This window comes from Streptomyces fradiae (assembly GCF_041270065.1).
Lineage (GTDB): Bacteria > Actinomycetota > Actinomycetes > Streptomycetales > Streptomycetaceae > Streptomyces.
On record NZ_CP065958.1, the window covers coordinates 1915284 to 1941273 of the forward strand.

General features: G+C 73.3%; 22 protein-coding genes and 1 pseudogene. 11 read left to right on the forward strand and 12 right to left on the reverse strand.

Going from position 1 to position 25990, the window contains the following annotated elements:
* Positions 1-62: 62 nt before the first annotated feature.
* Complete coding sequence (locus tag JAO84_RS08580; protein ID WP_370411874.1) at positions 63-1820, forward strand: ankyrin repeat domain-containing protein; 1758 nt, start codon at positions 63-65, stop codon at positions 1818-1820.
* A 258-nt stretch (positions 1821-2078) separates the two neighbouring features.
* Here JAO84_RS08580 and JAO84_RS08585 read toward each other — a convergent pair whose 3' ends face one another.
* Together JAO84_RS08585 and JAO84_RS08590 are read right to left on the reverse strand one after the other, a co-directional pair.
* Positions 2079-2954, reverse strand: coding sequence for an SDR family oxidoreductase (locus JAO84_RS08585; protein WP_370411876.1), 876 nt, complete (start codon positions 2952-2954; stop codon positions 2079-2081).
* A 1-nt stretch (position 2955) separates the two neighbouring features.
* Positions 2956-3720, reverse strand: a complete 765-nt coding sequence (locus tag JAO84_RS08590; RefSeq protein ID WP_370411878.1) for an SDR family oxidoreductase — start codon at positions 3718-3720, stop codon at positions 2956-2958.
* Between the two features lie 64 nt (positions 3721-3784).
* Between JAO84_RS08590 and JAO84_RS08595 the strand changes: the two genes are divergently transcribed.
* Genes JAO84_RS08595 through JAO84_RS08615 form a run of 5 tightly spaced genes read left to right on the forward strand, consistent with a single transcriptional unit; the run spans position 3785 to position 8108 of the window.
* Complete coding sequence (locus JAO84_RS08595) at positions 3785-4537, forward strand: enoyl-CoA hydratase family protein (RefSeq protein ID WP_370411880.1); 753 nt, start codon at positions 3785-3787, stop codon at positions 4535-4537.
* Complete coding sequence (locus JAO84_RS08600; protein WP_370411882.1) at positions 4534-5382, forward strand: CoA transferase subunit A; 849 nt, start codon at positions 4534-4536, stop codon at positions 5380-5382. Before JAO84_RS08595 ends, JAO84_RS08600 begins: the two co-directional genes overlap by 4 nt.
* The gene (locus tag JAO84_RS08605) at positions 5379-6104 is read left to right on the forward strand and encodes a CoA-transferase subunit beta (RefSeq protein ID WP_370411884.1); all 726 of its coding nucleotides are present in this window, start codon (positions 5379-5381) and stop codon (positions 6102-6104) included. Before JAO84_RS08600 ends, JAO84_RS08605 begins: the two co-directional genes overlap by 4 nt.
* 20 nt (positions 6105-6124) lie before the next feature.
* Positions 6125-7171: an NAD(P)H-dependent flavin oxidoreductase gene (locus JAO84_RS08610; protein WP_370416691.1), complete on the forward strand. Its 1047-nt coding sequence runs from the start codon at positions 6125-6127 to the stop codon at positions 7169-7171.
* Between the two features lie 10 nt (positions 7172-7181).
* Positions 7182-8108 carry a tyrosine-protein phosphatase gene (locus JAO84_RS08615; RefSeq protein WP_370411886.1) on the forward strand — a complete coding sequence of 309 codons (927 nt, stop codon included), beginning with the start codon at positions 7182-7184 and terminating at the stop codon, positions 8106-8108.
* A gap of 44 nt (positions 8109-8152) precedes the next feature.
* Here the strand turns inward: JAO84_RS08615 and JAO84_RS08620 are convergent, their stop codons facing one another.
* From JAO84_RS08620 to JAO84_RS08635, 4 genes are read right to left on the reverse strand one after another with little or no spacing between them, the layout of a single operon-like run.
* A complete protein-coding gene (locus JAO84_RS08620) occupies positions 8153-9310 on the reverse strand; it encodes an acetyl-CoA C-acetyltransferase (protein ID WP_370411888.1) in 1158 nt (385 codons plus the stop codon).
* A 28-nt stretch (positions 9311-9338) separates the two neighbouring features.
* Positions 9339-9968 (reverse strand): TetR/AcrR family transcriptional regulator, encoded by a 630-nt coding sequence (locus tag JAO84_RS08625; RefSeq protein ID WP_370411890.1) that lies wholly within the window; start codon positions 9966-9968, stop codon positions 9339-9341.
* 15 nt (positions 9969-9983) lie between these two features.
* A complete protein-coding gene (locus JAO84_RS08630) occupies positions 9984-10778 on the reverse strand; it encodes an SDR family oxidoreductase (RefSeq protein WP_370411892.1) in 795 nt (264 codons plus the stop codon).
* Positions 10775-11968, reverse strand: a complete 1194-nt coding sequence (locus JAO84_RS08635; RefSeq protein ID WP_370416692.1) for an acyl-CoA dehydrogenase family protein — start codon at positions 11966-11968, stop codon at positions 10775-10777. Before JAO84_RS08635 ends, JAO84_RS08630 begins: the two co-directional genes overlap by 4 nt.
* A 56-nt stretch (positions 11969-12024) precedes the next feature.
* Here JAO84_RS08635 and JAO84_RS08640 point away from each other — a divergent pair, with 56 nt between their 5' ends.
* Positions 12025-13179 (forward strand): acyl-CoA dehydrogenase family protein, encoded by a 1155-nt coding sequence (locus JAO84_RS08640; protein ID WP_370411894.1) that lies wholly within the window; start codon positions 12025-12027, stop codon positions 13177-13179.
* Positions 13179-14165: an acyl-CoA dehydrogenase family protein gene (locus JAO84_RS08645; RefSeq protein ID WP_370411896.1), complete on the forward strand. Its 987-nt coding sequence runs from the start codon at positions 13179-13181 to the stop codon at positions 14163-14165. The genes JAO84_RS08640 and JAO84_RS08645 overlap by 1 nt, the downstream gene beginning before the upstream one ends.
* On the opposite strand, the gene JAO84_RS08650 is transcribed toward JAO84_RS08645, so the two are convergent.
* The 4 genes and pseudogenes from JAO84_RS08650 to JAO84_RS08665 form a co-directional block, all read right to left on the reverse strand.
* Positions 14162-14689, reverse strand: a complete 528-nt coding sequence (locus JAO84_RS08650; protein ID WP_370411898.1) for a pyridoxamine 5'-phosphate oxidase family protein — start codon at positions 14687-14689, stop codon at positions 14162-14164. The two genes, JAO84_RS08645 and JAO84_RS08650, sit on opposite strands and share 4 nt — an antisense overlap.
* A 67-nt stretch (positions 14690-14756) precedes the next feature.
* Positions 14757-15128, reverse strand: a pseudogene (locus tag JAO84_RS08655) (VOC family protein); the annotation flags it as partial.
* 74 nt (positions 15129-15202) lie between these two features.
* Positions 15203-15922 (reverse strand): VWA domain-containing protein, encoded by a 720-nt coding sequence (locus tag JAO84_RS08660; RefSeq protein ID WP_370411900.1) that lies wholly within the window; start codon positions 15920-15922, stop codon positions 15203-15205.
* 2 nt (positions 15923-15924) lie between these two features.
* Positions 15925-16500: a PadR family transcriptional regulator gene (locus JAO84_RS08665; protein WP_370411902.1), complete on the reverse strand. Its 576-nt coding sequence runs from the start codon at positions 16498-16500 to the stop codon at positions 15925-15927.
* Positions 16501-16586: 86 nt separating this feature from the next.
* On the opposite strand from JAO84_RS08665, the gene JAO84_RS08670 reads away from it, so the two are divergent.
* Genes JAO84_RS08670 through JAO84_RS08680 form a run of 3 tightly spaced genes read left to right on the forward strand, consistent with a single transcriptional unit; the run spans position 16587 to position 19326 of the window.
* Positions 16587-17714 (forward strand): LLM class flavin-dependent oxidoreductase, encoded by a 1128-nt coding sequence (locus JAO84_RS08670; RefSeq protein ID WP_370411904.1) that lies wholly within the window; start codon positions 16587-16589, stop codon positions 17712-17714.
* Positions 17711-18445: a glucose 1-dehydrogenase gene (locus JAO84_RS08675; protein WP_265866235.1), complete on the forward strand. Its 735-nt coding sequence runs from the start codon at positions 17711-17713 to the stop codon at positions 18443-18445. Before JAO84_RS08670 ends, JAO84_RS08675 begins: the two co-directional genes overlap by 4 nt.
* A complete protein-coding gene (locus JAO84_RS08680) occupies positions 18442-19326 on the forward strand; it encodes an alpha/beta hydrolase (RefSeq protein WP_370411906.1) in 885 nt (294 codons plus the stop codon). The genes JAO84_RS08675 and JAO84_RS08680 overlap by 4 nt, the downstream gene beginning before the upstream one ends.
* A 128-nt stretch (positions 19327-19454) precedes the next feature.
* On the opposite strand, the gene JAO84_RS08685 is transcribed toward JAO84_RS08680, so the two are convergent.
* Both JAO84_RS08685 and gltB read right to left on the reverse strand, forming a co-directional pair.
* The gene (locus JAO84_RS08685; RefSeq protein WP_370411908.1) at positions 19455-20915 is read right to left on the reverse strand and encodes a glutamate synthase subunit beta; all 1461 of its coding nucleotides are present in this window, start codon (positions 20913-20915) and stop codon (positions 19455-19457) included.
* Complete coding sequence (gene gltB / locus JAO84_RS08690) at positions 20908-25488, reverse strand: glutamate synthase large subunit (RefSeq protein ID WP_370411910.1); 4581 nt, start codon at positions 25486-25488, stop codon at positions 20908-20910. Before gltB ends, JAO84_RS08685 begins: the two co-directional genes overlap by 8 nt.
* Between the last annotated feature and the right edge of the window lie 502 nt (positions 25489-25990).

Genomic DNA, 25990 nt, shown 5'->3' on the forward strand with positions numbered 1-25990 from the left:
TAGCCGGGCGGTAAGTCGTATCCATTTGCGCCGTTCGGGTGTTCCGGGTGAGGGTCGGGCGCATGAGCACGTTGTTCGACACGCTGTGGAGTGAGGCCGGGGACGACGCGGTGGTCGTGGCGCTGCGCGGGGGCGCCGACCCCGAGGGGCGGGACGCCGACGGGGAGACCCCGCTGTACCGGGCGGCCGTCGAGAACCAGCCGGGCGCGGTGCGGCTGCTGCTCGCCGCCGGGGCCGACCCGGGGCGGGCGAGCGGCGCGGACGACGGGGACCTGCCGCTGTGCGGGGCGGCCTGCGGCGGGCACACCGAGGTCGTTCGGGCGCTGCTCGCGGCGGGCGCGGAGCCGGACCAGGAGGAGGGGTACGGCTTCACCGCGCTCGCCTGGGCGGTACGGCTCGGGCACACCGGGACGGCCCGCGTCCTGCTCGCGGCCGGCGCCGACCCGGACCGGCCCGGGCCCGACGGACTCGCCCCGCTGACCGCCGCCGCCCGGCGCGGCTCGCCCTCCCTTGTCCGGGCCCTGCTCGAACACGGCGCGGGGCACCGGCGGGAGGCCCTCGACGAGGCCCTGGACGAGGCCCGGCGGTGGATCGGCGTCGACATGGCGGCGGTCCTGCGGCGCGGCCTGGTGGAGAGCGGCGGCGCCGCCGACACGTACGAGGCGGTGGTGCGGCGGGTGCCGGAGGACGGCGGGATCACCGTCGTCGTCGAGCTGCTGCGGGAGGACGGCGCGCCGAGCCGCGGCGACGAACGCCAGACCGGCCACGCGGCGATCGCCACCCTCCTGGAGGGCGCCCTGGGCGAACCGGCCCCACCGGAGGTCCTGGCCGAGCGCGCGCTGCGCTGCGGCGACCCCGGCCGGGACGACTGGACGACGGCGGTGGAGGCGCTGGCCGCGGGGGCGGGCGGGTCCGGTGCCGGGTCCGGGGCCGGCGGCGCATCCGGGCACAGGTCCGAGCCCGGGTCCGGGCACAGGTCCCAGGCCAGGTCCGGGTCCGAGTCCGAGTCCGGGCCGGGGTCCGGGTCCGCCTGGGCCGGGTCCGGGCCGGGATCCGGGCCGGGGTCCGGGTCCGCCTGGGCCGGGACCGGGGGCGCATCCGGGCACAGGTCCGGGTCCGAGCCCGGGTCGGGGTCCCAGTCCGCCGGGTCCGGGGCCGCGGCCCCCGAGACCGTCTTCGTCACCGCGACGGCGTGGTGCGCGAGCCCGGACCCGCTGCGCCGCGCGCTGGGCGCGCGGGTCCTGGCGGCGCTTCCGGGGTACGAGGCGGGCGCCGTGCCGGTGCTGCGCGGGCTTGCGGCGGAGACGGCGGAGGTGATGGCCGCCGGGGACCGGGAGCCCGCGGTCTCGGTGGCCGTGGCGCTCGGGCGGTGCGGTGACGGCGCCGCCGTGCCCGAACTCCTCGCGCTCGCCGCGCACCCCGACGCCGAGGTACGGCGCGAGGTCGCGGCCGCCCTCGCCGGCATCGTCCCGCCCGGCGACGCGGCGGCGCTCGAACGGATCACCGCTCTGAGCCGTGACCCCGACCCCCGGGTCCGCGACTGGGCCACCCTCGCCCTGGCCGAACTCCCGGACGACACCCCCGCGACCCGCGAGGCCCTCGCCGCCCGCCTCGCCGACCCGGACCCGGAGACCATCGCCGAGGCCGCCCGCGGCCTGGCCCTCCGCCAGGACCCGCGCGCCGTCGACCCGCTGGCCAGCCTCCTCGCCGACTCCGACCCGGAGGGCCCGGCCCGCGAGACGGCCCTCGCGGCCCTGCCGCACGTGACGGACCCACGGGTCCGGAGGCGCCTGGAGTGGACGACGCCGAGGTGCCGTTAGGGGCCGCCCGGGCACCTCCGGACGCGGTCCCAGGCGCACCCGGGCCCTGCGGGCCGCCCCGGAGCCCATCTCCCGCCGGGCGGAACGCGGGGGGGGGAGCCGGGCGGGCTGGGCTCCGGACGCGGTCCAGGCAGGCGCCCAGGCCCTGCGGGCCAGGGTCAGCGCGGCTGAGGACCGCCTCCCCCGGAGCCGGGGGCGATGCCGGGGGCCAGGCTCCGGACCCGGTCCAGGCGAGCCCGAGCCCCCGGCGCCGCCGCGCTACGCGCCGTACACCGGCTGGGGCGGTTCCGCCGCCGACAGGAGCTTCAGGGCCGCCTCGCCCGCCTCCGCCGGGGTCCAGCGGGTGCCCTTGTCGGTGGTGGGGCCGGGGCGCCAGCCCTCCATGACGGTGAGGCGGCCGGCCTCGGACTCGAAGACCCGGCCGGTGACCCCGGCGGAGGCGGCGGAGCCGAGCCAGACGACGAGCGGGGAGACGTCCTCGGGGAGGGCCTGGAGGTCGCCGAAGGTGTGCTCGGTCATCCGGGTCCGGGCGGCGGGTGCGATGGCGTTGACCTGGACGCCGTAGCGGCCCATCTCGGCCGCGGCGACGAGGGTGAGGCCGACGATGCCGGCCTTGGCGGCGGCGTAGTTGCCCTGGCCGACGCTGCCGAGGAGGCCCGCGCCGGAGGTGGTGTTGACGACCCGGGCCGCCACGGCGCGCCCCGCCTTGGACTCGGCGCGCCAGTACGCCGCCGCGTGCCGCAGCGGCAGGAAGTGGCCCTTCACGTGCACCCGCAGCACCGCGTCGAAGTCGTCCTCGCCGAGGTTGACGAGCATCCGGTCGCGCAGGAACCCGGCGTTGTTGACGAGGGTGTCGAGCCGCCCGTACGTGTCGAGCGCGGTGCGCACGAGCGAGCCGGCGCCCTCCTCGGTGGCGATGTCGCCGCCGTGCGCGACGGCCTCGCCGCCCGCCGCGCGGATCTCCTCGACGACCAGCGCCGCCGGGCTGTCCGCGTCGGGCCGGCCGTCGAGGCCGACGCCGAGGTCGTTGACGACGACCCTGGCGCCCTCGGCCGCGAAGGCGAGCGCGTGGGCGCGGCCGAGGCCACGGCCGGCGCCCGTCACGATGACCACGCGTGCGTCGCACAGACCCATGTCAGTCCTCCTTGTTGACGGTTGCGGCGTCCAGGAAGGCGGGGCGTTCCCCGCCGCCGTGCACGAGCAGCGAGGCTCCCGACACGTACGCCGCCCGCTCGGAGGCGAGGAAGACCGCGGCCTCGCCGATGTCGGACGGTTCGGCGAGCCGGCCGAGCGGCACGGTGCGGCCGACGGCCGCGATGCCGTCGGCGTCGCCGTAGTGCAGGTGGGACAGTTCGGTGCGGACCATGCCGAGGACGAGGGTGTTGACCCGCACCTCGGGGGCCCATTCGACGGCCATGGACCGGGCCAGGTTCTCCAGGCCGGCCTTGGCGGCGCCGTACGCGGCGGTGCCCGGCGAGGGCCGGGTGCCGCTGACGCTGCCGATCATGACGATCGAGCCGCGGGCGGCGCGCAGCCGCTCGTACGCGGCGAGGGACACAAGCAGCGGCACGGTGAGGTTCAACTCGACGACCCGCGCGTGCTGTTCGCCACGCCCTTCGCCCAGGAGGCGGTACGGCGTGCCGCCCGCGTTGTTCACGAGGGTGTCGATCCGCCCGTACCGCTCGCCGACCCGAGCGAGGAAGTCACCGACCTCGGCAGGTCTGCGCAGGTCGACCGCCTCGAACACGGCCGCGCGGCCCGCCTCGACGACCGGCGCGTCCGGTGGTCTGCGGGCGCAGACGACGACCTCGGCGCCGGCCCGCAGGAAGGCCCGGGCGATGCCCGCGCCGACCCCGCGGGTTCCGCCGGTGACGACGGCGACCCTCCCGTCCAGCTCCATCGGCTGCTACCTTCCTCCCAGCGTCACCTAACAAACGTTTGGTGGAAAGGTAGCTGATCCGTTCATGGGTGTCTCCACCTCACGCCCGGACAAGGGCGTCGCACTGATCACCGTCGACTTCCCACCCGTCAACGCCCTTCCCGTGCAAGGCTGGTACGAGCTGGCCGACGCCGTCCGCGCCGCCGGGCGCGACCCGGAGATCCGCTGCGTCGTGCTCGCCGCCGAGGGCCGCGGCTTCAACGCGGGCGTCGACATCAAGGAGCTCCAGCGCGACCCCGGCCACGGCTCGCTCATCGCCGTCAACCGGGGCTGCGCGGAGGCCTTCGCCGCGGTCTACGACTGCGAGGTGCCGGTGGTGGCGGCGGTCGGCGGCTTCTGCCTCGGCGGCGGCATCGGCCTGGTCGGCAACGCGGACGCGATCGTCGCCGCCGAGGACGCGAGCTTCGGGCTCCCGGAGCTCGACCGGGGCGCGCTCGGCGCCGCCACCCACCTCGCCCGGCTCGTGCCCCCGCATCTGATGCGCGCCCTCTACTACACCTCGCGCACCGCCACGGCCGCCGAGCTGCACGCCCACGGCTCGGTGTGGAAGGTGGTCCCGCGCGAGGAACTTCTGTCCGCCGCCCTGGAGTTGGCGGGCGAGATCGCGGCGAAGGACGGGACCCTCATCCGCCTCGCGAAGGCCGCCATCAACGGCATCGACCCGGTCGACGTGCGCCGCAGCTACCGCTTCGAGCAGGGCTTCACCTTCGAGGCCGCCCTGAGCGGGGTCGCCGACCGGGTCCGCGACGGCTTCGGAAGGGGCGGTGAGGACCGGTGACCGACAAGACCATGACCGTGGACGAGGTCGTCGGGCGGCTGCGCTCCGGGATGACGATCGGGATCGGCGGCTGGGGCTCGCGGCGCAAGCCGATGGCCCTTGTCAGAGCGCTGCTCCGGTCCGAGATCGGCGATCTCACCGTCATCTCGTACGGCGGCCCCGACGTCGGCCTGCTCGCCGCCGCCGGCCGGATCCGCCGGCTCGTCGCGCCCTTCGCGACCCTCGACTCCATCCCCCTCGAACCGCACTTCCGGGCCGCCCGCGAGCGCGGCGCGTTCGCGCTCACCGAGCTCGACGAGGCGATGTTCATGTGGGGCCTGCACGCCGCCGCCAACCGGCTGCCGTTCCTGCCCGTCCGGGCCGGTCTCGGCTCCGACGTCATGCGGGTCAACCCGGAGCTGCGCACGGTGACCTCGCCGTACGCGGACGGCGAGGAGTTCGTCGCCGTGCCCGCGCTGCGGATGGACGCGGCCCTGGTCCACCTCAACCGCGCCGACCGGCTCGGCAACGGGCAGTACCTGGGCCCCGACCCGTACTTCGACGACCTGTTCTGCGAGGCCGCCGACACCGCGTACGTCTCCTGCGAGCGGATCGTCGAAGGATTCGGCGCGGACGTCCTCCCCCAGACCCTGCTGGTCGGCCGGCACAGCGTCACCGGCGTCGTCGAGACCCCGAACGGGGCGCACTTCACCTCCTGCGTCCCCGACCACGACCGCGACGAGCCCTTCCAGAAGCTCTACGCGACCACCCCCTGGCCCGAGTTCGCCGAACGCTTCCTGAGCGGCAAGAGCGAGGACGACTACCAGGCCGCCGTCCGCGCCTGGCGCGAGGAGGAGACGCGATGACGCCCACGGGCACGATCACCCGGGCCGAGTACTGCGTGATCGCCTGCGCCGAGGCCTGGCGCGACAACGGCGAGGTGCTCGCCAGCCCCATGGGCCTGATCCCCGCCCTCGGCGCCCGGCTCGCCAAGCGCACCTTCTCCCCCGACCTGCTGCTCACCGACGGCGAGGCGATGCTGATCGGCCTCGACGGGCGACCCGAGGGCTGGCTGCCGTACCGCCGCCACCTCACGATGGTCACCGGCGGAAAGCGGCACGTGATGATGGGCGCCAGTCAGATCGACCGCTACGGCAACCAGAACATCTCCTGCATCGGCGACTGGGACCGGCCCGCCCGGCAGCTGCTCGGGGTGCGCGGCGCACCCGTCAACACCCTGAACAATCCGGTGAGTTACTGGATCCCTCGGCACTCGCCACGGGTCTTCGTCGAGCGCGTCGACATGATCAGCGGAGTCGGTTACGACCACGCCGTCGGCCCCTACCACCGCCTCCCCCGCGTCGTGACCGACCTCGCGGTGCTCGACTTCGCGACCCCCGACCACCGGATGCGGCTCGCCTCCGTGCACCCGGGGGTGAGCGTGGACGAGGTCCTGGCCGCCACCGGCTTCGAGCTCGCCGTCGACGCCGAGGTGCCGGCCACCCGGGAGCCCACCTCCGACGAGCTGCGCCTGATCCGCGAGGTCATCGACCCGCAGGGGTCGCGGAACCGCGAGGTCAGGTCCTGATGGACGCACCCGCACCCCGCATCAAGACCGCGCTCACCGAGCTCGTCGGCGTCGAGCACCCGATCGTGCAGACCGGCATGGGCTGGGTCGCCGGGCCCCGGCTCGTCTCCGCCACCGCCGACGCGGGCGCGCTCGGCATCCTCGCCTCCGCGACCATGACCGTGCCCGAACTCCGGTCCGCCGTACGGGAGGTGAAGTCCCGGACCGACCGCCCCTTCGGGGTGAACCTGCGGGCGGACGCCGGCGACGCGCGCGAACGGGTGCGGATCGTCGTGGAGGAGGGCGTGAAGGTCGCCTCGTTCGCCCTCGCGCCCTCCCGCGAGCTGATCGCCGAGCTCAAGGACGCCGGGGTGGTCGTCATCCCCTCCGTCGGGGCGCGCCGGCACGCCGAGAAGGTCGCCGCGTGGGGCGCGGACGCGGTGGTCGTGCAGGGCGGCGAGGGCGGCGGACACACCGGCGAGGTGGCGACCAGCGTGCTGCTTCCGCAGGTGGTGGACGCCGTCGACATCCCGGTGATCGCGGCGGGCGGCTTCCACGACGGGCGGGGCCTGGTCGCCGCGCTCGCCTACGGCGCGGCGGGCGTCGCGATGGGCACCCGTTTCCTGCTCACCTCCGACTCGACCGTGCCGGACGCGGTCAAGGCGAAGTACCTGGCGGCGACCGTCAAGGACGTCACCGTCACGACCGCCGTCGACGGGCTGCCGCACCGGATGCTGCGCACCGAGATGGTGGCGGAGCTCGAACGGGCGGGCCGGGTAAGGGGGTTGGCGCAGGCGGTGCGCCGGGCCGCCGGGTTCCGGCGGCTCAGCGGCCTGTCCTGGGCGGCGATGGTCCGGGACGGGCTCGCGATGCGCCACGGCAAGGACCTGTCCTGGAGCCAGGTCCTGCTCGCCGCGAACACCCCGATGCTCCTGAAGGCCTCCATGGTCGAGGGCCGCACCGACCTCGGCGTCATGGCCTCCGGACAGGTCGCGGGGGTGATCGAGGACCTGCCGAGCTGCGCGGAACTCGTCGCCCGGATCATGTCCGAGGCCGCGCACGTGCTCCGTACCCTTCCATCCACGTAGGGAGTCAGCCATGTCTCTGCCGAGACGCGCACTGTCGAGACGCGCACTGCTGAGCACCGCCGGCGCCACCGCTCTCCTCGCGGTCGCCGCCCCACCCGTCCTGGCCTCGCCCCGGCCCCGACCACGGCCCCGTATCGCAACAAGCACCATCCGCCAGATCCCGCTCCAGGGCGCGGTCAACGTCCGTGACCTGGGCGGTTACGGCACCTACGACGGCGAGCGGGTCCGGTACGGGCTCGTCTACCGCGGCGACCACCTCGGCAAGCTGACCGACGCCGACGTGGCGACCCTCGGCGGGCTCGGGCTCGGCCGGGTGGTCGACTTCCGGATCCCGCTGGAGGTGCAGTACGACGGGGCCGACCGGCTGCCGGCCGGGGTCACCGCCGTCTCCCGGTCCGTCACCGACAACGGTCTGTACGGGCGGCTGCTCGCCGCGATCGGCTCGCGCGACCCGGTCCGGCAGGAGGAGATGCTCGGCGGCGGCCGGGCCGCGGCCTTCATGACGGAGGTGTACCGCACCTTCGTCACCGACGCCGACAACCGCGCGCGGTTCGGGGCGACCCTGCGCGAGCTCGCCGCCCCGGGCGCCGCGCCCCAGCTCTACCACTGCACCTCGGGCAAGGACCGTACGGGCTGGGCGAGTTGGCTGCTGCTCATGCTCGTCGGCGTGCCGGAGCGGGCGGCCACCGAGGACTATCTGGCCTCCAACACCTTCCGCGCGGCCTACGACGCCCGGGTCCGGGAGGGCCTGAAGCAGGGCGGCCTCATGCAGAACCCCGACCTGATCATCCCGCTCCAGGAGGTCCGCCAGGAGTACCTGGACGCGGCCCTCGCCGAGGTCCAGGCCGGCTACGGCACCCTGTTCCGGTACGTGACGGAGGGCCTGGGCCTGGACCTGCGCACCCTGGTGGGGCTGCGGGAACGCCTGGTCGGCTGACGACAGCGTGAGCGCGGTCCGTGCGGGCCGCGCTCACGTACGTACTACAGTCGCTCGATGATCGTCACGTTCGCCTGCCCGCCGCCCTCGCACATCGTCAGCAGTCCGTAGCGCCCGCCCGTGCGCTCCAGTTCGTGCAGCAGGGTCGTCATCAGCTTCACGCCGGTGGCGCCGAGCGGGTGGCCGAGGGCGATGGCGCCGCCGTTGACGTTGACCCGCTCCGGGTCGGCGCCGGTCTCCTTGAGCCAGGCGAGGACGACCGGGGCGAAGGCCTCGTTGATCTCGACGAGGTCGATGTCGTCGATGGTCATGCCGGTCTTCTTCAGGGCGTACGCGGTGGCCGGTATCGGCGCGGACAGCATCCGGATCGGGTCCTCGCCGCGCACCGACAGGTGGTGGATCCGGGCCCGCGGCGTGAGTCCGTGCTCGCGCACCGCGCGCTCGCTCGCGAGCAGCATCGCGGCCGCGCCGTCCGAGACCTGGGAGGAGCAGGCGGCGGTGATGGTGCCGCCCTCGACGACCGGCTTCAGTCCGGCCATCTTCTCCAGGCTGGTGTCGCGGCGCGGGCCCTCGTCGACGGTCACGGCCCCGTACGGCACGGTCTCCCGCTCGAAGCGGCCCTCGTCGATGGCGCGCAGCGCCCGCCGGTGCGAGCGGAGGGCGAACTCCTCCTGGTCGCGGCGGGCGATGCCCCACTTGGCGGCGATGAGCTCGGCGCCGTGGAACTGGTTGACCGGCGCGTCGCCGTAGCGGGCCCGCCAGCCCTCGGAGCCGGCGTACGGGCCCTCGGTGAGGCCGAGGGGTTCGGCGGCCTGCCGGGAGGCAAAGGCGATCGGGATCATCGTCATGTTCTGGGTGCCACCGGCGACGACCAGGTCCTGGGTGCCGGAGAGCACACCCTGGGCGGCGAAGTGGACGGCCTGCTGCGAGGAGCCGCACTGGCGGTCGATGGTGACGCCGGGGACCTCCTCGGGGAGCCCGGCGGCGAGCCAGCAGGTGCGGGCGATGTCGCCGGCCTGCGGGCCGACGGTGTCGAGGCAGCCGAAGACCACGTCCTCGACGGCGGCCGGGTCGATGCCGGTGCGCGCGACGAGCGCCTTCAGGACGTGGGCGCCGAGGTCCGCCGGATGGACGGCGCCGAGTCCGCCCTTGCGGCGGCCCACCGGGGTGCGGACCGCGTCGACGATGTAGGCCTCGGCCATGGCTGTTCCTCCTGGTGTGTCCGTATGTCTAGGGGGTGCGTACGGCGATTCCGTCGAGCACCATCGACAGGTACTGGCGGGCGATCTCGTCCGGGCTGTGCTGCCCGCCCGGGCGGTACCAGCTCGCGGCGACCCACACGGTGTCGCGCACGAAGCGGTAGGTGAGCCGGATGTCGAGGTCGGCGCGGAAGACGCCGGACCCGACGCCGCGCTCCAGGGTGCCGAGCCAGGCCTTCTCGAACTTGACCTGGGAGTCGGCGAGGTAGCGGAAGCGGGGCTGGTCGGAGAGGTGTCGGGCCTCCTTCTGGTAGATGGCGACGGCGGCGCGGTGCCGGTCGATCTCCCGGAAGGACTCGGTGACCAGGGCCTCGATGGTCTCCCTGGGGCCGTGCCCGGCGGCGAGCACGGTGTCGTAGCCGTCCCAGAGCTCGTTCAGGAAGGTGGAGAGGATCTCGTCGAGCATCGATTCCTTGGAATCGAAGTGGTAGTAGAGGCTGCCGGCGAGCATGCCCGCCTCGTCGGCGATCTTGCGGACGGTGGTGGCGTTGTAGCCCTGGGCGGCGAAGACCTCGGCGGCGGTGTCGAGCAGCTCGCGGCGCCGCTCGGGCGAGGCGGTCACCTGGGTCTTCTTCTTCGGGGAAGGCTTGGTCGTTGGCACACGTCCATTGTTGTCCTACGGGTGCCGGCTGCTGACCGAGACCGTCTCGCCGGTCATGTACGAGGAGTAGTCGCCGGCCAGGAAGACGATGACGTTGGCGACCTCCCAGGGCTCGGCGTACCGCCCGAAGGCCTCGCGGGCGGTCAGCTCGTCGAGCAGCTCGGCCGAGGTGACCTTGACCAGGTGGGGGTGCATGGCGAGGGAGGGGGCGACGGCGTTGACGCGGACGCCGTACGCGGCGGCCTCGACGGCGGCGCAGCGGGTGAGGGCCATGACGCCGGCCTTGGCTGCGGCGTAGTGGGCCTGGCCGGCCTGGGCGCGCCAGCCGACGACGGAGGCGTTGTTGACGATGACGCCTGCCCGGCCGGTCTCCCGGAAGTGACGGAGGGCGGCGCGGGTGCAGCGCATGGTGCCGGTGAGGGTGACGTCGAGGACCCGGTTCCACTGCTCGTCGGTCATGTCGACGAGCGGGGCGGTGCCGCCGAGGCCGGCGTTGTTGACCAGGACGTCGAGGCCGCCGTGGAGCCGTATCGCGGTGTCGTACAGCGCCTGGACCTGGGTCTCGTCGGTGACGTCACAGGTCTGGGCGGCGACCTGGTCGGCGCCGAACTCGGCGGCGAGGGCGGTCTCGGTCTCCTTGAGGCGGCGGGCGTGGGCGTCGCTGATCAGTACGCGGGCGCCCTCCTCCAGGAGGCGGCGGGCGGTGGCGCCGCCGATGCCGGCGCCGGCGGCGGCGGTGACGACGGCGGTGCGGCCGGCGAGCAGGCCGTGGCCCTCGACATAGGGCGGCGGAGGTGTGCGAGGGCTCATGCGCGCGGCTCCTTCGGGAGGCCGAGCACCCGCTCGGCGATGATGTTCCGCTGGATCTCGCTCGACCCGGCGTAGATGGTGTCGGCGCGGGAGAACAGGAACAGGCGCTGCCAGGCGTCGAGTTCGTACGGTTCGCCGGCGGCGAGGGTGGCGGCGGCGCCGCGCACGTCCATGGCGAGCTCGCCGAGGTCCCGGTGCCAGTGGGACCAGGAGAGCTTGGCCAGGGAGGGTTCGGTGCCGGTGCGGGCGTGGGCGCGCAGGGTGCGCAGTCCGGTCCAGGCGCGGACGAGCCGGTCGCGGATCAGCGGGTCGGCGGCGGCGCCGTTGGCGCGGGCGAGGACTATCAGGGCTTCGAGTTCGCGGCGGAAGCCGACCTGCTGGCCGAGGGTGGAGACGCCGCGCTCGTAGCCGAGGGTGGCCATGGCGATCCGCCAGCCGTCGCCGGGCGCGCCGACCACGTGCGTGGCCGCTGTGCGGGCGCCGTCGAAGAAGACCTCGTTGAACTCGCTGGTGCCGGTGAGCTGCACGATCGGCCGGATGTCGACGCCGGGCTGGTCGAGCGGGACGAGGAGGTAGGAGAGCCCGGCGTGCGGGCGGGAGCCGGGGGTACGGGACTCCGCGCGGGGTTCGGTGCGTGGCTCGGCGCGCGGCTCCGTCCGGGCGAGGACGAAGCACCACTGGGACTCGTGGGCGAGCGAGGTCCAGATCTTCTGGCCGTGCACGACCCACTCGTCGCCGTCGCGGACCGCGCGGGTGCGGACGGCGGCGAGGTCGGAGCCGGCGTCGGGCTCGCTGTAGCCCTGGCACCACAGCTCCTCGACGGCCCGGATCGGGGGCAGGAAGCGGGCCTTCTGCTCCTCGGTGCCGTGGTCGATGAGGGCGGGGCCGAGGAGCTGTTCGCCGATGTGGTTGACCCGGGCGGGGGCGTCGGCGAGGGCGTACTCCTCGTGGAAGGCGAGCTGCTCCTCGATGCTCGCGCCGCGCCCGCCGTACTCCTTCGGCCAGCCGACGCAGGTCCAGCCGTGGGCGGCCATGTGCCGTTCCCAGGCGAGCCGTTCGGCGAACGCCTCGTGCTCCCGACCCGGTCCGCCGAGTCCCTTCAACGCGGCGAATTCGCCGGTGAGTTGAGACCGGAGCCAGTCGCGTATCGCGGTGCGGAACTCCTCGACGCTGCTCATGGCGCTACTCATGGCGCTGCTCATGGAGGCACGCTAACCTACCAAACACTTGTTAGGGAAGGATGCCGATGGACCTGACCAGCTCACCCGGGGACGACGCCTTCCGGGCGGAGGCCCGCGCCTGGCTGCGCGCCCACGTCCCGGCCAGGCCGCTGCCGTCCCTGGAGACCGCGGAGGGCTTCGCGGCCCACCGCGCCTGGGAGGCCGAACTCGCCGCCGGCCGCTGGTCGGTGGTCTCCTGGCCGGAGCGGTACGGCGGCCGCGACGCCGACATCTTCCGCTGGCTGGCCTTCGAGGAGGAGTACTACGCGGCGGGCGCGCCCGGCCGGGTCTCGCAGAACGGCATCAGCCTGCTCGCCCCCACCCTCTTCGAGCACGCCACCGAGGAGCAGCGGGCCCGGGTCCTGCCGTCCATGGCGAGGGGCGGGACGATCTGGGCGCAGGCCTGGTCCGAGCCAGAGGCCGGCTCCGACCTGGCGTCGCTGACCTCGCGGGCGGTGCGGACGGACGGCGGCTGGCTGCTCTCCGGGCAGAAGACCTGGTCCTCGCGGGCCGCGTTCGCCGACCGGGCCTTCGGGATCTTCCGCACCGACCCGGCGCCGGCGGCCGAGGGCCGGCCGCACCGGGGCCTCACCTATCTGATGTTCGACCTCCGCGCGCCGGGCGTGACCGTGCGGCCGATCGGGCGGCTCGACGGCAGGCCGGCCTTCGCCGAGCTGTTCCTGGACGAGGTGTTCGTGCCGGACGAGGACGTCATCGGCGAGCCCGGGCAGGGCTGGCGGATCGCCATGTCCACCACCGGCAACGAGCGCGGCCTCACCCTCCGCTCCCCCGGCCGCTTCCTGGCCGCGGCCGACCGGCTCGTACGGCTGTGGCGGGAGACGGCGGACCCGGCGGACACCGCGCTGCGCGACCGGGTCGCGGACGCGGTGATCGGGGCGCGGGCCTATCAGCTGTTCACGGCCGCCGGGGCGTCCCGTTTCGCGGCGGGCGGGGAGATCGGGGCCGAGTCGAGCCTCAACAAGGTGTTCTGGTCGACGTACGACCTCGCCCTGCACGAGACCGCGCTCGATCTGCTGGGCGCGGACGGGGAGCTGGCGGACACCGAGTGGGCCGAGGGGCATGTCTTCTCGCTCGCCGGGCCGATCTACGCGGGCACCAACGAGATCCAGCGCGACATCATCGCCGAGCGGCTGCTCGGCCTCCCGAAGGGCCGTCGCTGATGCGCTTTCTGCCGACCGACGAACAGCGCGACTTCGCCGCTTCGCTCGACGCGATGCTGACCGCCGCCGGCACTCCGGCGGTGCTCCGGGCGTGGGCCGCGGGCGATCCCGGGCCCGGGCGCGCCCTGTGGGGGCGGCTCGGCGGGGCGGGGGTGTTCGCGCTCGCCGTGCCCGAGGCGTACGAGGGGATGGGACCGCTGCCGGTGGAACTCGCCCACGCCTTCGTGGAGGTGGGCCGGCATGCCGTGCCCGGGCCGCTGGTGGAGACGGTCGCGGCGGGCGCGCTGCTCGCCGCGCTCGCCGGGCGGGGCGAGACCGGCCCGGCCAAGCGCTTCCTGCCGGGGATCGCGGAGGGCACGACGGTGGCGACCCTGGCGGTGGACGAGGTGTCGCCGTACGCGCTCGACCCGGACGCCGCCGACCTGGTGTTCGTCGTACGGGGCGCGGAGCTGCGGCTCGCGCCCGGTCACGAGGAGCTGCGGATCTCGGCCGACCCGGTGCGCCGGCTCGCCCGGCCGGTGGCGGGCGGCGAACTCCTCGCGGCCGGTCCCGCCGTCACCGCCGCGGCCCGCCAGGCCCGCGAGTGGGCGCTGCTCGCGACGGCCGCGCAGGCGCTGGGCGTGGGCCGGGGGCTCCTGGACCGCACCGTGGCGTACGCGAAGCAGCGCACCCAGTTCGGCGCCCCGATCGGCTCCTTCCAGGCGGTCAAGCACCGGCTCGCGGACACCCTGCTCGCCCTGGAGTTCGCCCGGCCGCTGCTCTTCGGAGCGGCGCTCACCTTCGCGAGCGGTGATCTCGCGGCGGCGAAGGTCACGGCCGGCGAGGCCGCCCGTACGGCCGCCGCCACCGCCCTCCAGGTCCACGGCGCCATCGGCTACACGGAGGAGCTCGACCTCTCCCTCTGGCTGCGCAAGGCCCGGCCGCTGCGGGACGCCTGGGGCACGCCGTCGTGGTGCCGTTCCCAGGTGCTGGCGACGCGCCGCTAGCGCGGGTCCTCGCGGGGCGGGCTCTCGTCGTTGCCGCGCCGGAGCGTCCGCACGCCGTGCCCCGGGGACCAGGTGCGCAGGACGATCTCCTCGCCGTCGACGTACGTCCGGACGACCTCCGTGAGCTCGACCCGGAAGACATGGAACGGCATCGGCATGCCGACCTCGGTCGCGTACCAGTCCAGCTTCGCCGGGTCGCTGATCTCGACCGCCCGTCCGGAGAGCCGGACGTCGCCGCCGCCCATGCTCGTCCCCTCCCCGGGGTTGGCGAGCAGCGCGAAGCGGGGGTCGCGGCGCAGGTCGAGGGCCTTGCGCGAGTTCGGCATCATGCCGAGGTACAGCTCACCGGCCCGGAAGTCGGCCTCGATGCCGCTGAGCCGCGGCGAGCCGTCCTTGCGGAGGGTGGCGAGGGCGTGATGGGTGTACTGGCCGAAGCGCTCGCGGACGATGGTGGCGAGCTCGGGCTCGGCGGCCTCGAAGGCCGCCCAGGTGGTCGGGGCGGTGCTGGTTCCGGTGTCTCCCATTCCTCCAGGAGACACCGGAATCCCGACATCTTCCGTCCGGATTACTCCGGATACCGTTTCTCTACTGCGCCGCGCGCTCGGACTTGCTGCGTTCGACGCAGAATTCGTTGCCCTCGGGGTCGGCCATGACGACCCAGCCGGTGCCGTCCGGGCGCCGCTGGTCGTCGACGACGCTCGCGCCGAGCTCGACCACCCGCTCGACCTCCTCGTCGCGGGTCCGGTCCTGCGGCTGGAGGTCCAGGTGGATCCGGTTCTTCACGGACTTCTTCTCGGGTACCCGGATGAAGAGCAGGGCGGCACCCGGCGTCTCCAGGAGGGCCTCGGGGTCGCCGGGGTTGTCCTCGTCGGAGAGCTTGGCGTCGAGGACCCGGGCCCAGAAGGACCCCAGGGCGTAGGCGTCGGAACAGTCGATCGTGACGTGGCGCACAAGAGAACTCATGCGGTCACTATCGCCCGGCCCGGAACCGGCCGACCACCGGTTTACCGGTTCGTACAACCGGGCTTCCCAGCACCTCAGGACCGGACGATGCCCTGGGCGCGGGCGGCGGCGAGCCAGCCGGGGAACTCGGCGACGAGCCGGTCGTACAGCTCGGCGTCCGGGACCTTGCGCGGGTCCTTCCCGGCGTGGAAGAAGCCGGCGTTGTCGACGGCCCGCTTCGCCGGCACCGCGAGCTCGTCGAGCTTGCGGAGGAAGTCGAACTGCCGGCTGCCGGGATCGCCGAAGCCGACGAACTGCCAGAACAGCGGCAGCCGGGCCGCCTTGCAGACGTACCGCTCGGCGGCGGGCCGGTTGATCGGCCCGCCGTCGGTCTGGAAGACGACGAGCGCGGGCGCGTCCGTGCCGCTGTCGAGGTAGTGGTCGATGACCGCGTCCATGGCCAGGTGGTAGCTGGTCTTTCCCATGTGCCCGAGACCGGCGACGATCCGGTCGATCCGCCCCTCGTGGTCGGCGAGCTCGATCTCGGTCTCGGCGTCGATGTCGGTGGAGAAGAAGACCACCGGCACCCGTCCGTCGTCGTCGAGCTGCGCGGAGAGCCCGAGCACCCGGTCGGCGAGGGCCTGCACGGTGCCGTCGGCGTAATACGGCTTCATGGAGCCGGAGTAGTCGACGACCAGGTAGACGGCGGCCCGCTGCCCCTCCATACCGTGCCGCCGGAGCGAGTCCCCCGCCTTCTTGTAGAGGCTGACCAGCGCGGGAGCGCTCTCCTCGACCTTGCGCAGACTCATTGCCATGCCTACTTGTCCCCCTCCAGCTTCTCGATGTCCGCGAGCATGGCGTCGGCCAGGTCGCGTTCGGCCGCGTAGTAGCGCTCGGCCCACGCCAGGGTGAGCCGGGGGTACGCCCACGCCTCGTCCGCCCCCGCGTCGGCCACGTCCGCCTCGGCCCGCCGTCGCATGCCCTCGGCGTACTCCCGGTGCGCGGCCAGGATCTCCCGCATCCGCTCGGGTTCGAGGAGGTGCCCGAGCCAGAGCCGCAGCATCGGCCCGTGCTTGAGGACCGGCGGGTCGAGCGGGGCGGTACGGGCCCAGGTGCGGACGGCGGCGAGGCCCTCGCCGGTGATGCGGTAGACGCGCTTGTCGCGGCTGCCGGTCTCGGGGGCGACGAGCCGCGAGGTGGCGTAGCCGCTGCTCTCCAGGCGTTTGAGCTCGCTGTAGACCTGGCTGAAGGAGGGGCTCCAGTAGAACAGCCCGAGCGAGCGGTCGGCCCACTTCTTGACGTCGTAGCCGGACAACTCCCGTCCGTGGGACAGCAGTCCGAGCACTGCCCAGCCGGTCGCGGGAAGCCCTGGCACGGTCTCTTGGTCCACCACGGACGGCAGTCTACGGCCCTTCCTTCCTCTCCCTATGCCTGCTAGAAGTATTTCAATTAGGCATAACCGCCTGGGGAGGAGCTCCCGTGAAGTTCTCCATGATCTTCGAAGCACAGCTCGTCGACCCGACCCCCGACCGCGAACACCAGCTCATCCACGACTGCGTCGAACAGGCCGTCCTCGCCGAGGAGATGGGCTTCGACCGGATCTGGGCGGTGGAGCACCACTCCCTCACCCAGTACGCCCACATGAGCGCGTCCGAGATCTTCCTGACCTGGGTGGCCGCCCGGACCGAGCGGATCCGCATCGGTCACGGCGTGGTCACCATGCCCTTCGGCTACCAGCACCCGGTCCGGGTCGCCGAGCGCGCCGCCATGCTGGACGTGCTGTCCGGCGGGCGGGTCGACGTCGGCGCCGGGCGCGGCGCGACCCGGCAGGAGATGCGGATGTTCGGGGTCCGGCCCGAGCACACCCAGCCGCAGGTGGAGGAGGCGCTGCGGATCTTCGCCGCCGCCTGGCGGAAGCCGGAGTTCGAGTGGCACGGCTCGCTCGACATCGGCCCCGGCGCGGTCCTCCCCCGCCCCGTGCAGCACCCCCATCCGCCGCTCTTCATGGCCTGCTCCAAGCACGAGACCCTCAGGCTGGCCGCCGAACTCGGCATCGGTGCCCTGGTGATGGGCTTCGCGGGCGCCGACGACGTGCGCGCGATGCGCACGGTGTACGACGAGGCCGTCGCCGTACGGGACGGCTCGAAGTTCGTCTCCACCGAGGTCAACGACTACTTCTCGGCGCTCTGCCCGACGATCGTGCTCGACGACGCGGCGCGCGCCCTGCGGCTCGGCACCCGTGGCCAGCGCTTCTTCGCCGAGTCCATCGCCCACTGGTACGGCGGCGGCCCCGCGCCCACCGGCCACGCCGAGGACGAGGACCACACCGCCGCCCTCGCCCGCGAGAGGGACGAGTTGGTGGCCCGGCTCCACGAGGCGCACATCCCGGCCCGGCCGGTCGACACCGGCACGTACAACACCGACCACGCCTACGGGGACGCCGACACGGCCATCGCCCATGTCGAGCGGCTGCGGCGGATCGGTGTCGACGAGGTGATGTGCCTGATCCAGATGGGCACGGTGCCGCAGGAGGTCTGTCTGGAGACCGTCCGCCAGTGGGGCGAGAAGGTCATCCCGCACTTCCGCGCGCTGGAGACGGCCGCGTGACCGGGCCCAAGGGTCTGCGGGACAGAGCCGTGATCGTCACCGGCGCGGCCCGGGGCCAGGGCGCCGCCGAGGCCCGGCTGCTCGCGGAGGCCGGCGCGCGGGTGGTCCTCACCGACGTACGGGAGGAGGAGGGCCGGGCGGTCGCGGCCGAACTCGGGCCGGACCGGGGCGTGTTCGTACGGCACGACGTGACGTCGGCGGAGGACTGGGCGGCGGTCGCGGCCACGGCGCTCGGCTCGTACGGCCGGCTCGACGGCCTGGTCAACAACGCGGCTCTGTGGCGCACCGCGCCGCTGGAGGACGAGACGTACGACAACTTCGAGCTGCTCCTGCGGGTCGATCTGCTGGGCCCGTTCCTCGGCATGCGGGCGGTGCTTCCGGCGCTGCGCGAGGCGGGCGGCGGCTCGATCGTGAACGTGTCGTCGACGGCCGGCCTGGTCGGCGTCCCGGGCCACGCGGCGTACGGCGCGGGCAAGTTCGGGCTGCGCGGCCTCAGCCGCTCGGCGGCGCGTGATCTCGCCCCGTACGGCATCCGGGTCAACACGGTCCATCCCGGCGCCGTCGACACCCCGATGACGGCGGCGGTCGCCGACCGCGACTGGTCGCACGTGCCGCTCGGGCGGATGGGCCGGCCGCGCGAGGTCGGGGAGCTGGTCGCGTTCTTGTTGTCGGACGCGGCCTCGTACGTGACGGGCGCCGAGTTCACCGTGGACGGAGGGCTCACCGCATGACGCCGGACCCCTTGACCCCGGCCGCCCGCGCCCTGTGCGACGCGATGTCGGCGGGCTTCCCGCGCCCCGAGGACGGCGCGGCGGCACTGCGGGCGGCGGCGCGGGCCCACCTGGGCGAGCTCCCGCCGGGCGCCGGCGCCGTCGACACGTACGCGAAGGACGTCCCCGTCCGCGTGTACGAGGGCGAGGCCGACCTGGTCGTCGTCTTCGCGCACGGCGGCGGCTGGGTGCTGTGCGACCTGGACACCCACGACCGGCTGTGCCGCGCCCTCGCCGCCCGCAGCGGCGCGACGGTCGTCTCCGTCGACTACCGCCGCGCCCCCGAGCACCGCTTCCCGGCCGCCGAGGACGACGTGTACGCGGCCCTGGAATGGGCCGCCGCCCGGCACCCCGGCCGCCCCCTCGTCCTGGCCGGCGACTCCAGCGGCGGCAACCTCGCAGCGGCCTGCGCCCCGCGCGCCCGTGACCGCGGCGGCCCCGCGCTCGCCGGTCAGCTGCTGCTCTACCCGGTCCTGGACCACCGGCTGGACGGCGGGTCGGCGGCCACCTACGCGGAGGGCTTCTTCCACACCACCGCCCATATGCGCTGGTACTGGCAGCAGTATCTGGGCCCCGACGGAGACCCCGGCGCCGCCTCCCCCGGCCTGGCGACCGACGTCTCCGGCCTCCCGCCGACCCTGATCGTCCTCGCCGACTGCGACCCCCTCCGCGACGAGGGCCTCGCCTACGCCCGCCGTCTCTCGTCATCCGGCGTCCCGACCCACGTCCAGCTCCACACGGGCATGTTCCACGGCTTCCTGGGCGGCCTGGGAGTGCTCCCGGAGGCGGACCGGGCTCTGGACGCAGCGGCGGCCTGGCTCAGGTCCCTCGTCTGCCCGTAGGAACGCGTCCGCGTGGATTCGAACGCGCCGCGGCGCCCTACCCAGTCGTCCGGTCGGGGACATTCGGGGGGCGCCGCGCTCAGTTCCGTACGTCGTTGTACGGGACGTCAGAGGGGTGATCCGGCGGATCAGACCATCAGGGAACGGTCCGTCGGGCGGATCGGGGCCGGCAGGGAGCTGGCACCCGTCAGGTGGCGGTCGACGCCGCGGGCGGCCGAGCGGCCCTCCGCGATGGCCCACACGATCAGGGACTGACCGCGGCCGGCGTCACCGGCGACGAAGACGCCATCGACATTGGTGGCGAAGTCCGCGTCACGGGCGATGTTACCCCGCTCGTCGAGGTCCAGACCAAACTGCGCGACCAGGCCGTTCTCGACGTCGGTGCCGGTGAAGCCCATCGCGAGCGTGACCAGCTGGGCGGGGATCCTGCGCTCCGTGCCCGGCTTCTGGGTCAGCTTGCCGTCGACGAACTCGACCTCGACGAGGTGCAGGAACTGGACGTTGCCGTCCTCGTCGCCCTCGAAGTGGGTGGTGGAGACGGAGTAGACCCGCTCGCCGCCCTCCTCGTGGGCCGAGGTGACCTTGTAGAGCATGGGGAAGGTCGGCCAGGGCTGGCCGGCGTTCCGCTCCTCGCCCGGCTTGGGCATGATCTCCAGCTGGGTGACCGAGGCCGCGCCCTGGCGGTGCGCCGTGCCGACGCAGTCCGCGCCGGTGTCGCCGCCGCCGATGACGACCACGTGCTTGCCCTCGGCGGTGATCGGCGGGGCGACGAAGTCGCCCTCCTGCACCTTGTTGGCGAGCGGCAGGTACTCCATCGCCTGGTACACGCCCTTGAGCTCCCGGCCCGGGACGGGCAGGTCGCGGGCGGTGGTGGCGCCGGCCGCGACGACGACCGCGTCGAAGCGCTTACGCAGGTCGGTCGCGGTGATGTCGCGGCCCACCTCGACGCCGGTGCGGAACTTGGTGCCCTCCGCGCGCATCTGCTCGATGCGGCGGTTGATGTGCCGCTTCTCCATCTTGAACTCGGGGATGCCGTAGCGCAGCAGACCGCCGATGCGGTCGGCCCGCTCGTACACCACCACGGTGTGGCCGGCCCGGGTCAGCTGCTGGGCGGCGGCGAGACCCGCCGGGCCCGAGCCGATCACGGCGACGGTCTTGCCGGAGAGGCGCTCGGGCGCCTGCGGCTTCACGTCGTTCGCGTCCCACGCCTTGTCGATGATCGAGACTTCGACGTTCTTGATGGTGACGGCCGGCTGGTTGATGCCGAGCACGCACGCCGACTCGCACGGAGCCGGGCACAGGCGGCCGGTGAACTCCGGGAAGTTGTTGGTGGCGTGCAGCCGCTCCGACGCCGCCGACCAGTCCTCGCGGTAGGCGTAGTCGTTCCACTCGGGGATCAGGTTCCCGAGCGGGCAGCCGTTGTGGCAGAACGGGATGCCGCAGTCCATGCAGCGGCCGGCCTGCTTGCTGATGATCGGCAGCAGGGAGCCGGGGACGTAGACCTCGTTCCAGTCCTTGACGCGCTCGGCGACGGGCCGGGTCCTGGCGACCTCGCGGCCGGTGGTGAGAAAGCCCTTCGGGTCAGCCATGGGTCGCCGCCTCCATCATCTTCTCGGTGGTCTCGGCCTCGGAGAGGCCGGCGAGCTCAGCGGCGTCCTTGGCGGCGAGCACTGCCTTGTACGTGGTGGGGATGATCTTGCTGAAGCGGGCCGCGGCGGCGTCCCAGTCGGCGAGCAGCTTCTCGGCGACCGTGGAGCCGGTCTCCTCCTGGTGGCGGCGCACGACCTCGTGCAGCCACTCCCGGTCCGTGTCGGACAGGGCCTCGACGGCGCCGAGGTTGCCGGAGTTGACGTTGTCCCGGTTCAGGTCGATCACATAGGCGACGCCGCCGGACATGCCCGCCGCGAAGTTGCGGCCGGTCTCGCCGAGGACGACCGCCTGGCCGCCGGTCATGTACTCGCAGCCGTGGTCGCCCACGCCCTCGGAGACGACCAGCGCGCCGGAGTTGCGGACGCAGAAGCGCTCGCCGGTGCGGCCGCGCAGGAACAGCTCGCCGCCGGTGGCGCCGTAGCCGATGGTGTTGCCCGCGATGGTCGAGTACTCGGCCAGGTGGTCGGCGCCGCGGTCCGGGCGGACGATCACGCGGCCGCCGGAGAGGCCCTTGCCGACGTAGTCGTTGGCGTCGCCCTCCAGGCGGAGCGTGACACCGGCCGGCAGGAAGGCGCCGAAGGACTGGCCCGCGGAGCCGGTGAAGGTGATGTCGATGGTGTCGGCCGGCAGACCGGCACCGCCGAAGCGCTTGGTCACGTGGTGGCCGAGCATGGTGCCGACGGTCCGGTTGATGTTCCGGATGGCGACCTGGGCGCGGACCGGCTGGGCGGCCTCGGCGGAGGCGGCGTTCAGGGCCTCGGCGGCGAGCTCGATCAGCTCGTTGTCGAGGGCCTTCTCCAGGCCGTGGTCCTGCTCGATCAGGGCGTGGCGGACCGCGCCGTCGGTCAGCGCCGGCACGTGGAAGAGCGGCTCCAGGTCCAGGCCCTGCGCCTTCCAGTGGGAGACGGCGCGGCTGGTGTCGAGCAGCTCGGCGTGGCCGACGGCCTCCTCGATCGAGCGGAAGCCCAGCTCGGCGAGGAGCTCGCGGACCTCCTGCGCGATGAACTCGAAGAAGTTGACGACGTACTCGGCCTTGCCGGAGAAGCGGTCGCGCAGCACCGGGTTCTGGGTGGCGATGCCGACCGGGCAGGTGTCGAGGTGGCAGACGCGCATCATGACGCAGCCGGAGACGACGAGCGGCGCGGTCGCGAAACCGAACTCCTCGGCGCCGAGCAGCGCGGCGATGACGACGTCGCGGCCGGTCTTCAGCTGGCCGTCGGTCTGCACGACGATGCGGTCGCGCAGGCCGTTGAGCAGCAGGGTCTGCTGGGTCTCGGCGAGGCCGAGCTCCCAGGGGCCGCCCGCGTGCTTCAGCGAGGTCAGCGGGGAGGCACCCGTACCGCCGTCGTGGCCGGAGATGAGCACGACGTCCGCGTGGGCCTTGGAGACACCGGCCGCGACCGTGCCGACGCCGACCTCGGAGACCAGCTTCACGTGGATGCGGGCGACCGGGTTGGCGTTCTTGAGGTCGTGGATCAGCTGAGCCAGGTCCTCGATGGAGTAGATGTCGTGGTGCGGCGGCGGGGAGATCAGCCCGACGCCGGGCGTCGAGTGACGCGTCTTGGCGACCCACGGGTAGACCTTGTGGCCGGGCAGCTGGCCGCCCTCGCCGGGCTTGGCGCCCTGGGCCATCTTGATCTGGATGTCGTCCGCGTTGACCAGGTACTCGCTCGTCACGCCGAAGCGGCCGGAGGCGACCTGCTTGATCGCGGAGCGGCGCGCCGGGTCGTACAGGCGGTCCGGGTCCTCGCCACCCTCACCGGTGTTGGACTTGCCGCCCAGCTGGTTCATGGCGATGGCGAGGGTCTCGTGGGCCTCGCGCGAGATGGAGCCGTAGGACATGGCGCCGGTGGAGAAGCGCTTGACGATCTCGGAGACCGGCTCGACCTCGTCGATCGAGATCGGCGCCCGGCCGCCGTCGGCGAAGCCGAACAGGCCGCGGAGCGTCATCAGGCGCTCGGACTGCTCGTTCACCCGGTCGGTGTACTTCTTGAAGATGTCGTACCGCTTGGAGCGCGTGGCGTGCTGCAGGCGGAAGACGGTCTCCGGGTCGAAGAGGTGCGGCTCGCCCTCGCGGCGCCACTGGTACTCGCCGCCGATCTCCAGGGCGCGGTGCGCCGAGGGGATGCCGGTGGCCGGGTACGCCTTGGCGTGGCGGGCGGCGACCTCCTTGGCGACGACGTCGAGGCCGGCGCCGCCGATCTTGGTGGCGGTGCCGTTGAAGTACTTCTCGACGAAGGCGGTGTCGAGGCCGACGGCCTCGAAGACCTGGGCGCCGCGGTAGGAGGCGACGGTGGAGATGCCCATCTTGGACATGACCTTGAGGACGCCCTTGCCGAGGGCGTAGATCAGGTTACGGATGGCCTGCTCGGCCTCGGTGTCCGTGATGAAGGTGCCGGCCCGGACCAGGTCCTCGACGGACTCCATGGCCAGGTACGGGTTGACCGCGGCGGCGCCGTAGCCGATGAGCAGGGCGACGTGGTGGACCTCGCGGACGTCACCGGCCTCGACGAGCAGGCCCACCTTGGTGCGCTGCTTGGTGCGGATGAGGTGGTGGTGCACGGCGGCGGTGAGCAGCAGCGACGGGATCGGCGCGTGCTCGGCGTCGGAGTGCCGGTCGGACAGGACGATCAGCCGGGCGCCGTCCTCGATCGCCGCGTCGGCCTCGGCGCAGATCTCGTCGATCCGGGCGGCGAGCGCGTCGCCGCCGCCGGAGACCCGGTAGAGACCGGAGAGGGTCACGGCCTTCATGCCGGGCATGTCGCCGTCGGCGTTGATGTGGATGAGCTTGGCCAGCTCGTCGTTGTCGATCACCGGGAAGGGCAGGGTGACGCTTCGGCACGACGCGGCGGTCGGGTCGAGCAGGTTGCTGCCCGGGCCGAGCGAGGAGCGGAGGCTCGTCACGAGCTCCTCGCGGATGGCGTCCAGCGGCGGGTTGGTGACCTGCGCGAACAGCTGGGTGAAGTAGTCGAAGAGCAGCCGCGGGCGCTCGGACAGGGCCGCGATCGGCGAGTCCGTGCCCATGGAGCCGATCGGCTCGGCGCCGGTGCGGGCCATCGGGGCGAGGATGACGCGGAGCTCTTCCTCGGTGTAGCCGAAGGTCTGCTGGCGGCGGGTGACCGAGGCGTGGGTGTGCACGATGTGCTCGCGCTCGGGGAGGTCGGAGAGCTCGATCTCGCCGGTCTCCAGCCACTCCGCGTAGGGCTGCTCGGCGGCGAGGGCGGCCTTGATCTCGTCGTCCTCGATGATGCGGTGCTCGGCGGTGTCGACGAGGAACATCTTGCCGGGCTGGAGGCGGCCCTTGCGGACGACCTTGGCGGGGTCGATGTCGAGGACGCCGACCTCGGAGGAGAGCACGACGAGACCCTCGTCGGTGACCCAGTAGCGGCCGGGGCGCAGACCGTTGCGGTCGAGGACCGCGCCGACCTGGGTGCCGTCGGTGAAGGTGACGCAGGCGGGGCCGTCCCAGGGCTCCATCATCGTGGAGTGGTACTGGTAGAAGGCGCGGCGGGCCGGGTCCATGGAGTCGTGGTTCTCCCACGCCTCGGGGACCATCATCAGGACCGCGTGCGGCAGCGAACGGCCGCCGAGGTGGAGCAGCTCCAGGACCTCGTCGAAGGAGGCGGAGTCGGAGGCGTCCGGGGTGCAGACCGGGAAGATCCGCTCGATGCCGCGGCCGTCCTGGCCCTGGCCGAAGACGTCGCCGACGAGCTGGGCCTCGCGGGCGGTCATCCAGTTGCGGTTGCCCTTGACCGTGTTGATCTCGCCGTTGTGCGCGACGAAGCGGTACGGGTGGGCGAGCGGCCAGCTCGGGAAGGTGTTGGTGGAGAACCGGGAGTGGACCAGGGCCACGGCGGTGGCGCAGCGGCGGTCCGACAGGTCCGGGAAGAAGGGCTCCAGCTGGCCGGTGGTCAGCATGCCCTTGTAGACGATGGTGCGGGCGGAGAGCGACGGGAAGTAGGTCCCGGCCTCGCGCTCGGCGCGCTTGCGCAGGACGAAGGCCTTGCGGTCGAGCGCGATGCCGTTGGCCTGGCCGGCGGTGTCCGCGACGAACAGCTGGCGGAAGACCGGCATGGTCGAGCGGGCGGAGGCGCCGAGCAGGTCGGGGGCGACGGGGACCTCGCGCCAGCCGAGGACGTTCAGACCCTCCTCGGACGCGATCGTCTCGATCCGCGAGACGGCCTGTGCGGAGCCGTCGGCGGGGAGGAAGGCGATGCCGACGGCGTACGCGCCGGCCTCGGGAAGCTCGAATCCGGCGACCTCGCGGAGGAAGGCGTCCGGGACCTGGAGCAGGATGCCGGCGCCGTCACCGGAGTCGGGCTCGGAGCCGGTGGCGCCGCGGTGCTCGAGGTTGCGCAGTACGGTCAGCGCCTGCTCGACCAGCTCGTGGCTGGCAACACCGGTGAGGGTGGCCACGAACCCGACACCACAGGCGTCGTGTTCGTTACGGGGGTCGTACATCCCCTGCGGGGCGGGGCGACCGTCCATGGGCGACCAGGCGTCGGAACGCATCGGCTCTCCCGTCGTCGTCGTGGCATATGCAGCAGCCGAGGGACGACGTTGGCCCTCCGCGAAATTTCGTGCAGGTTACATGATGGCTGGCTTCTCGGAAAGTGGATAGCTCATTCCAGCATGCGGACACCGCCGATACGGGCGGTGGCGGGTGGTTCAGCTGTGGGGTACGGGAATCGCGGTGCGACGAAGGCGTTTCCCGTGGGGGACGGACCCGGGCCCTTGGGTGCGGGTGGACCGTCACAGAGCGGGCGTCATTGCCCGCGGCGCTTGTGCCTCATGCCCGCCGAACGGAACTTCGAAACCGCCCGGTAACCGGCTAGATATGTGGCGCTGTGCATAGTGTCTCACCGGAACGGCGGATCCGCCCAGGGAGATACGTCACAGAGACAGCATGCGCCGGTTGGCCTTACGGGCAAGCGGAAGGCCCCCGCGGGTGCGGGGGCCTGGGGGCGCGGCGCGGACGGGGGCCCGGGGCGTGGGCGGGGCGCACGGCCCTTTC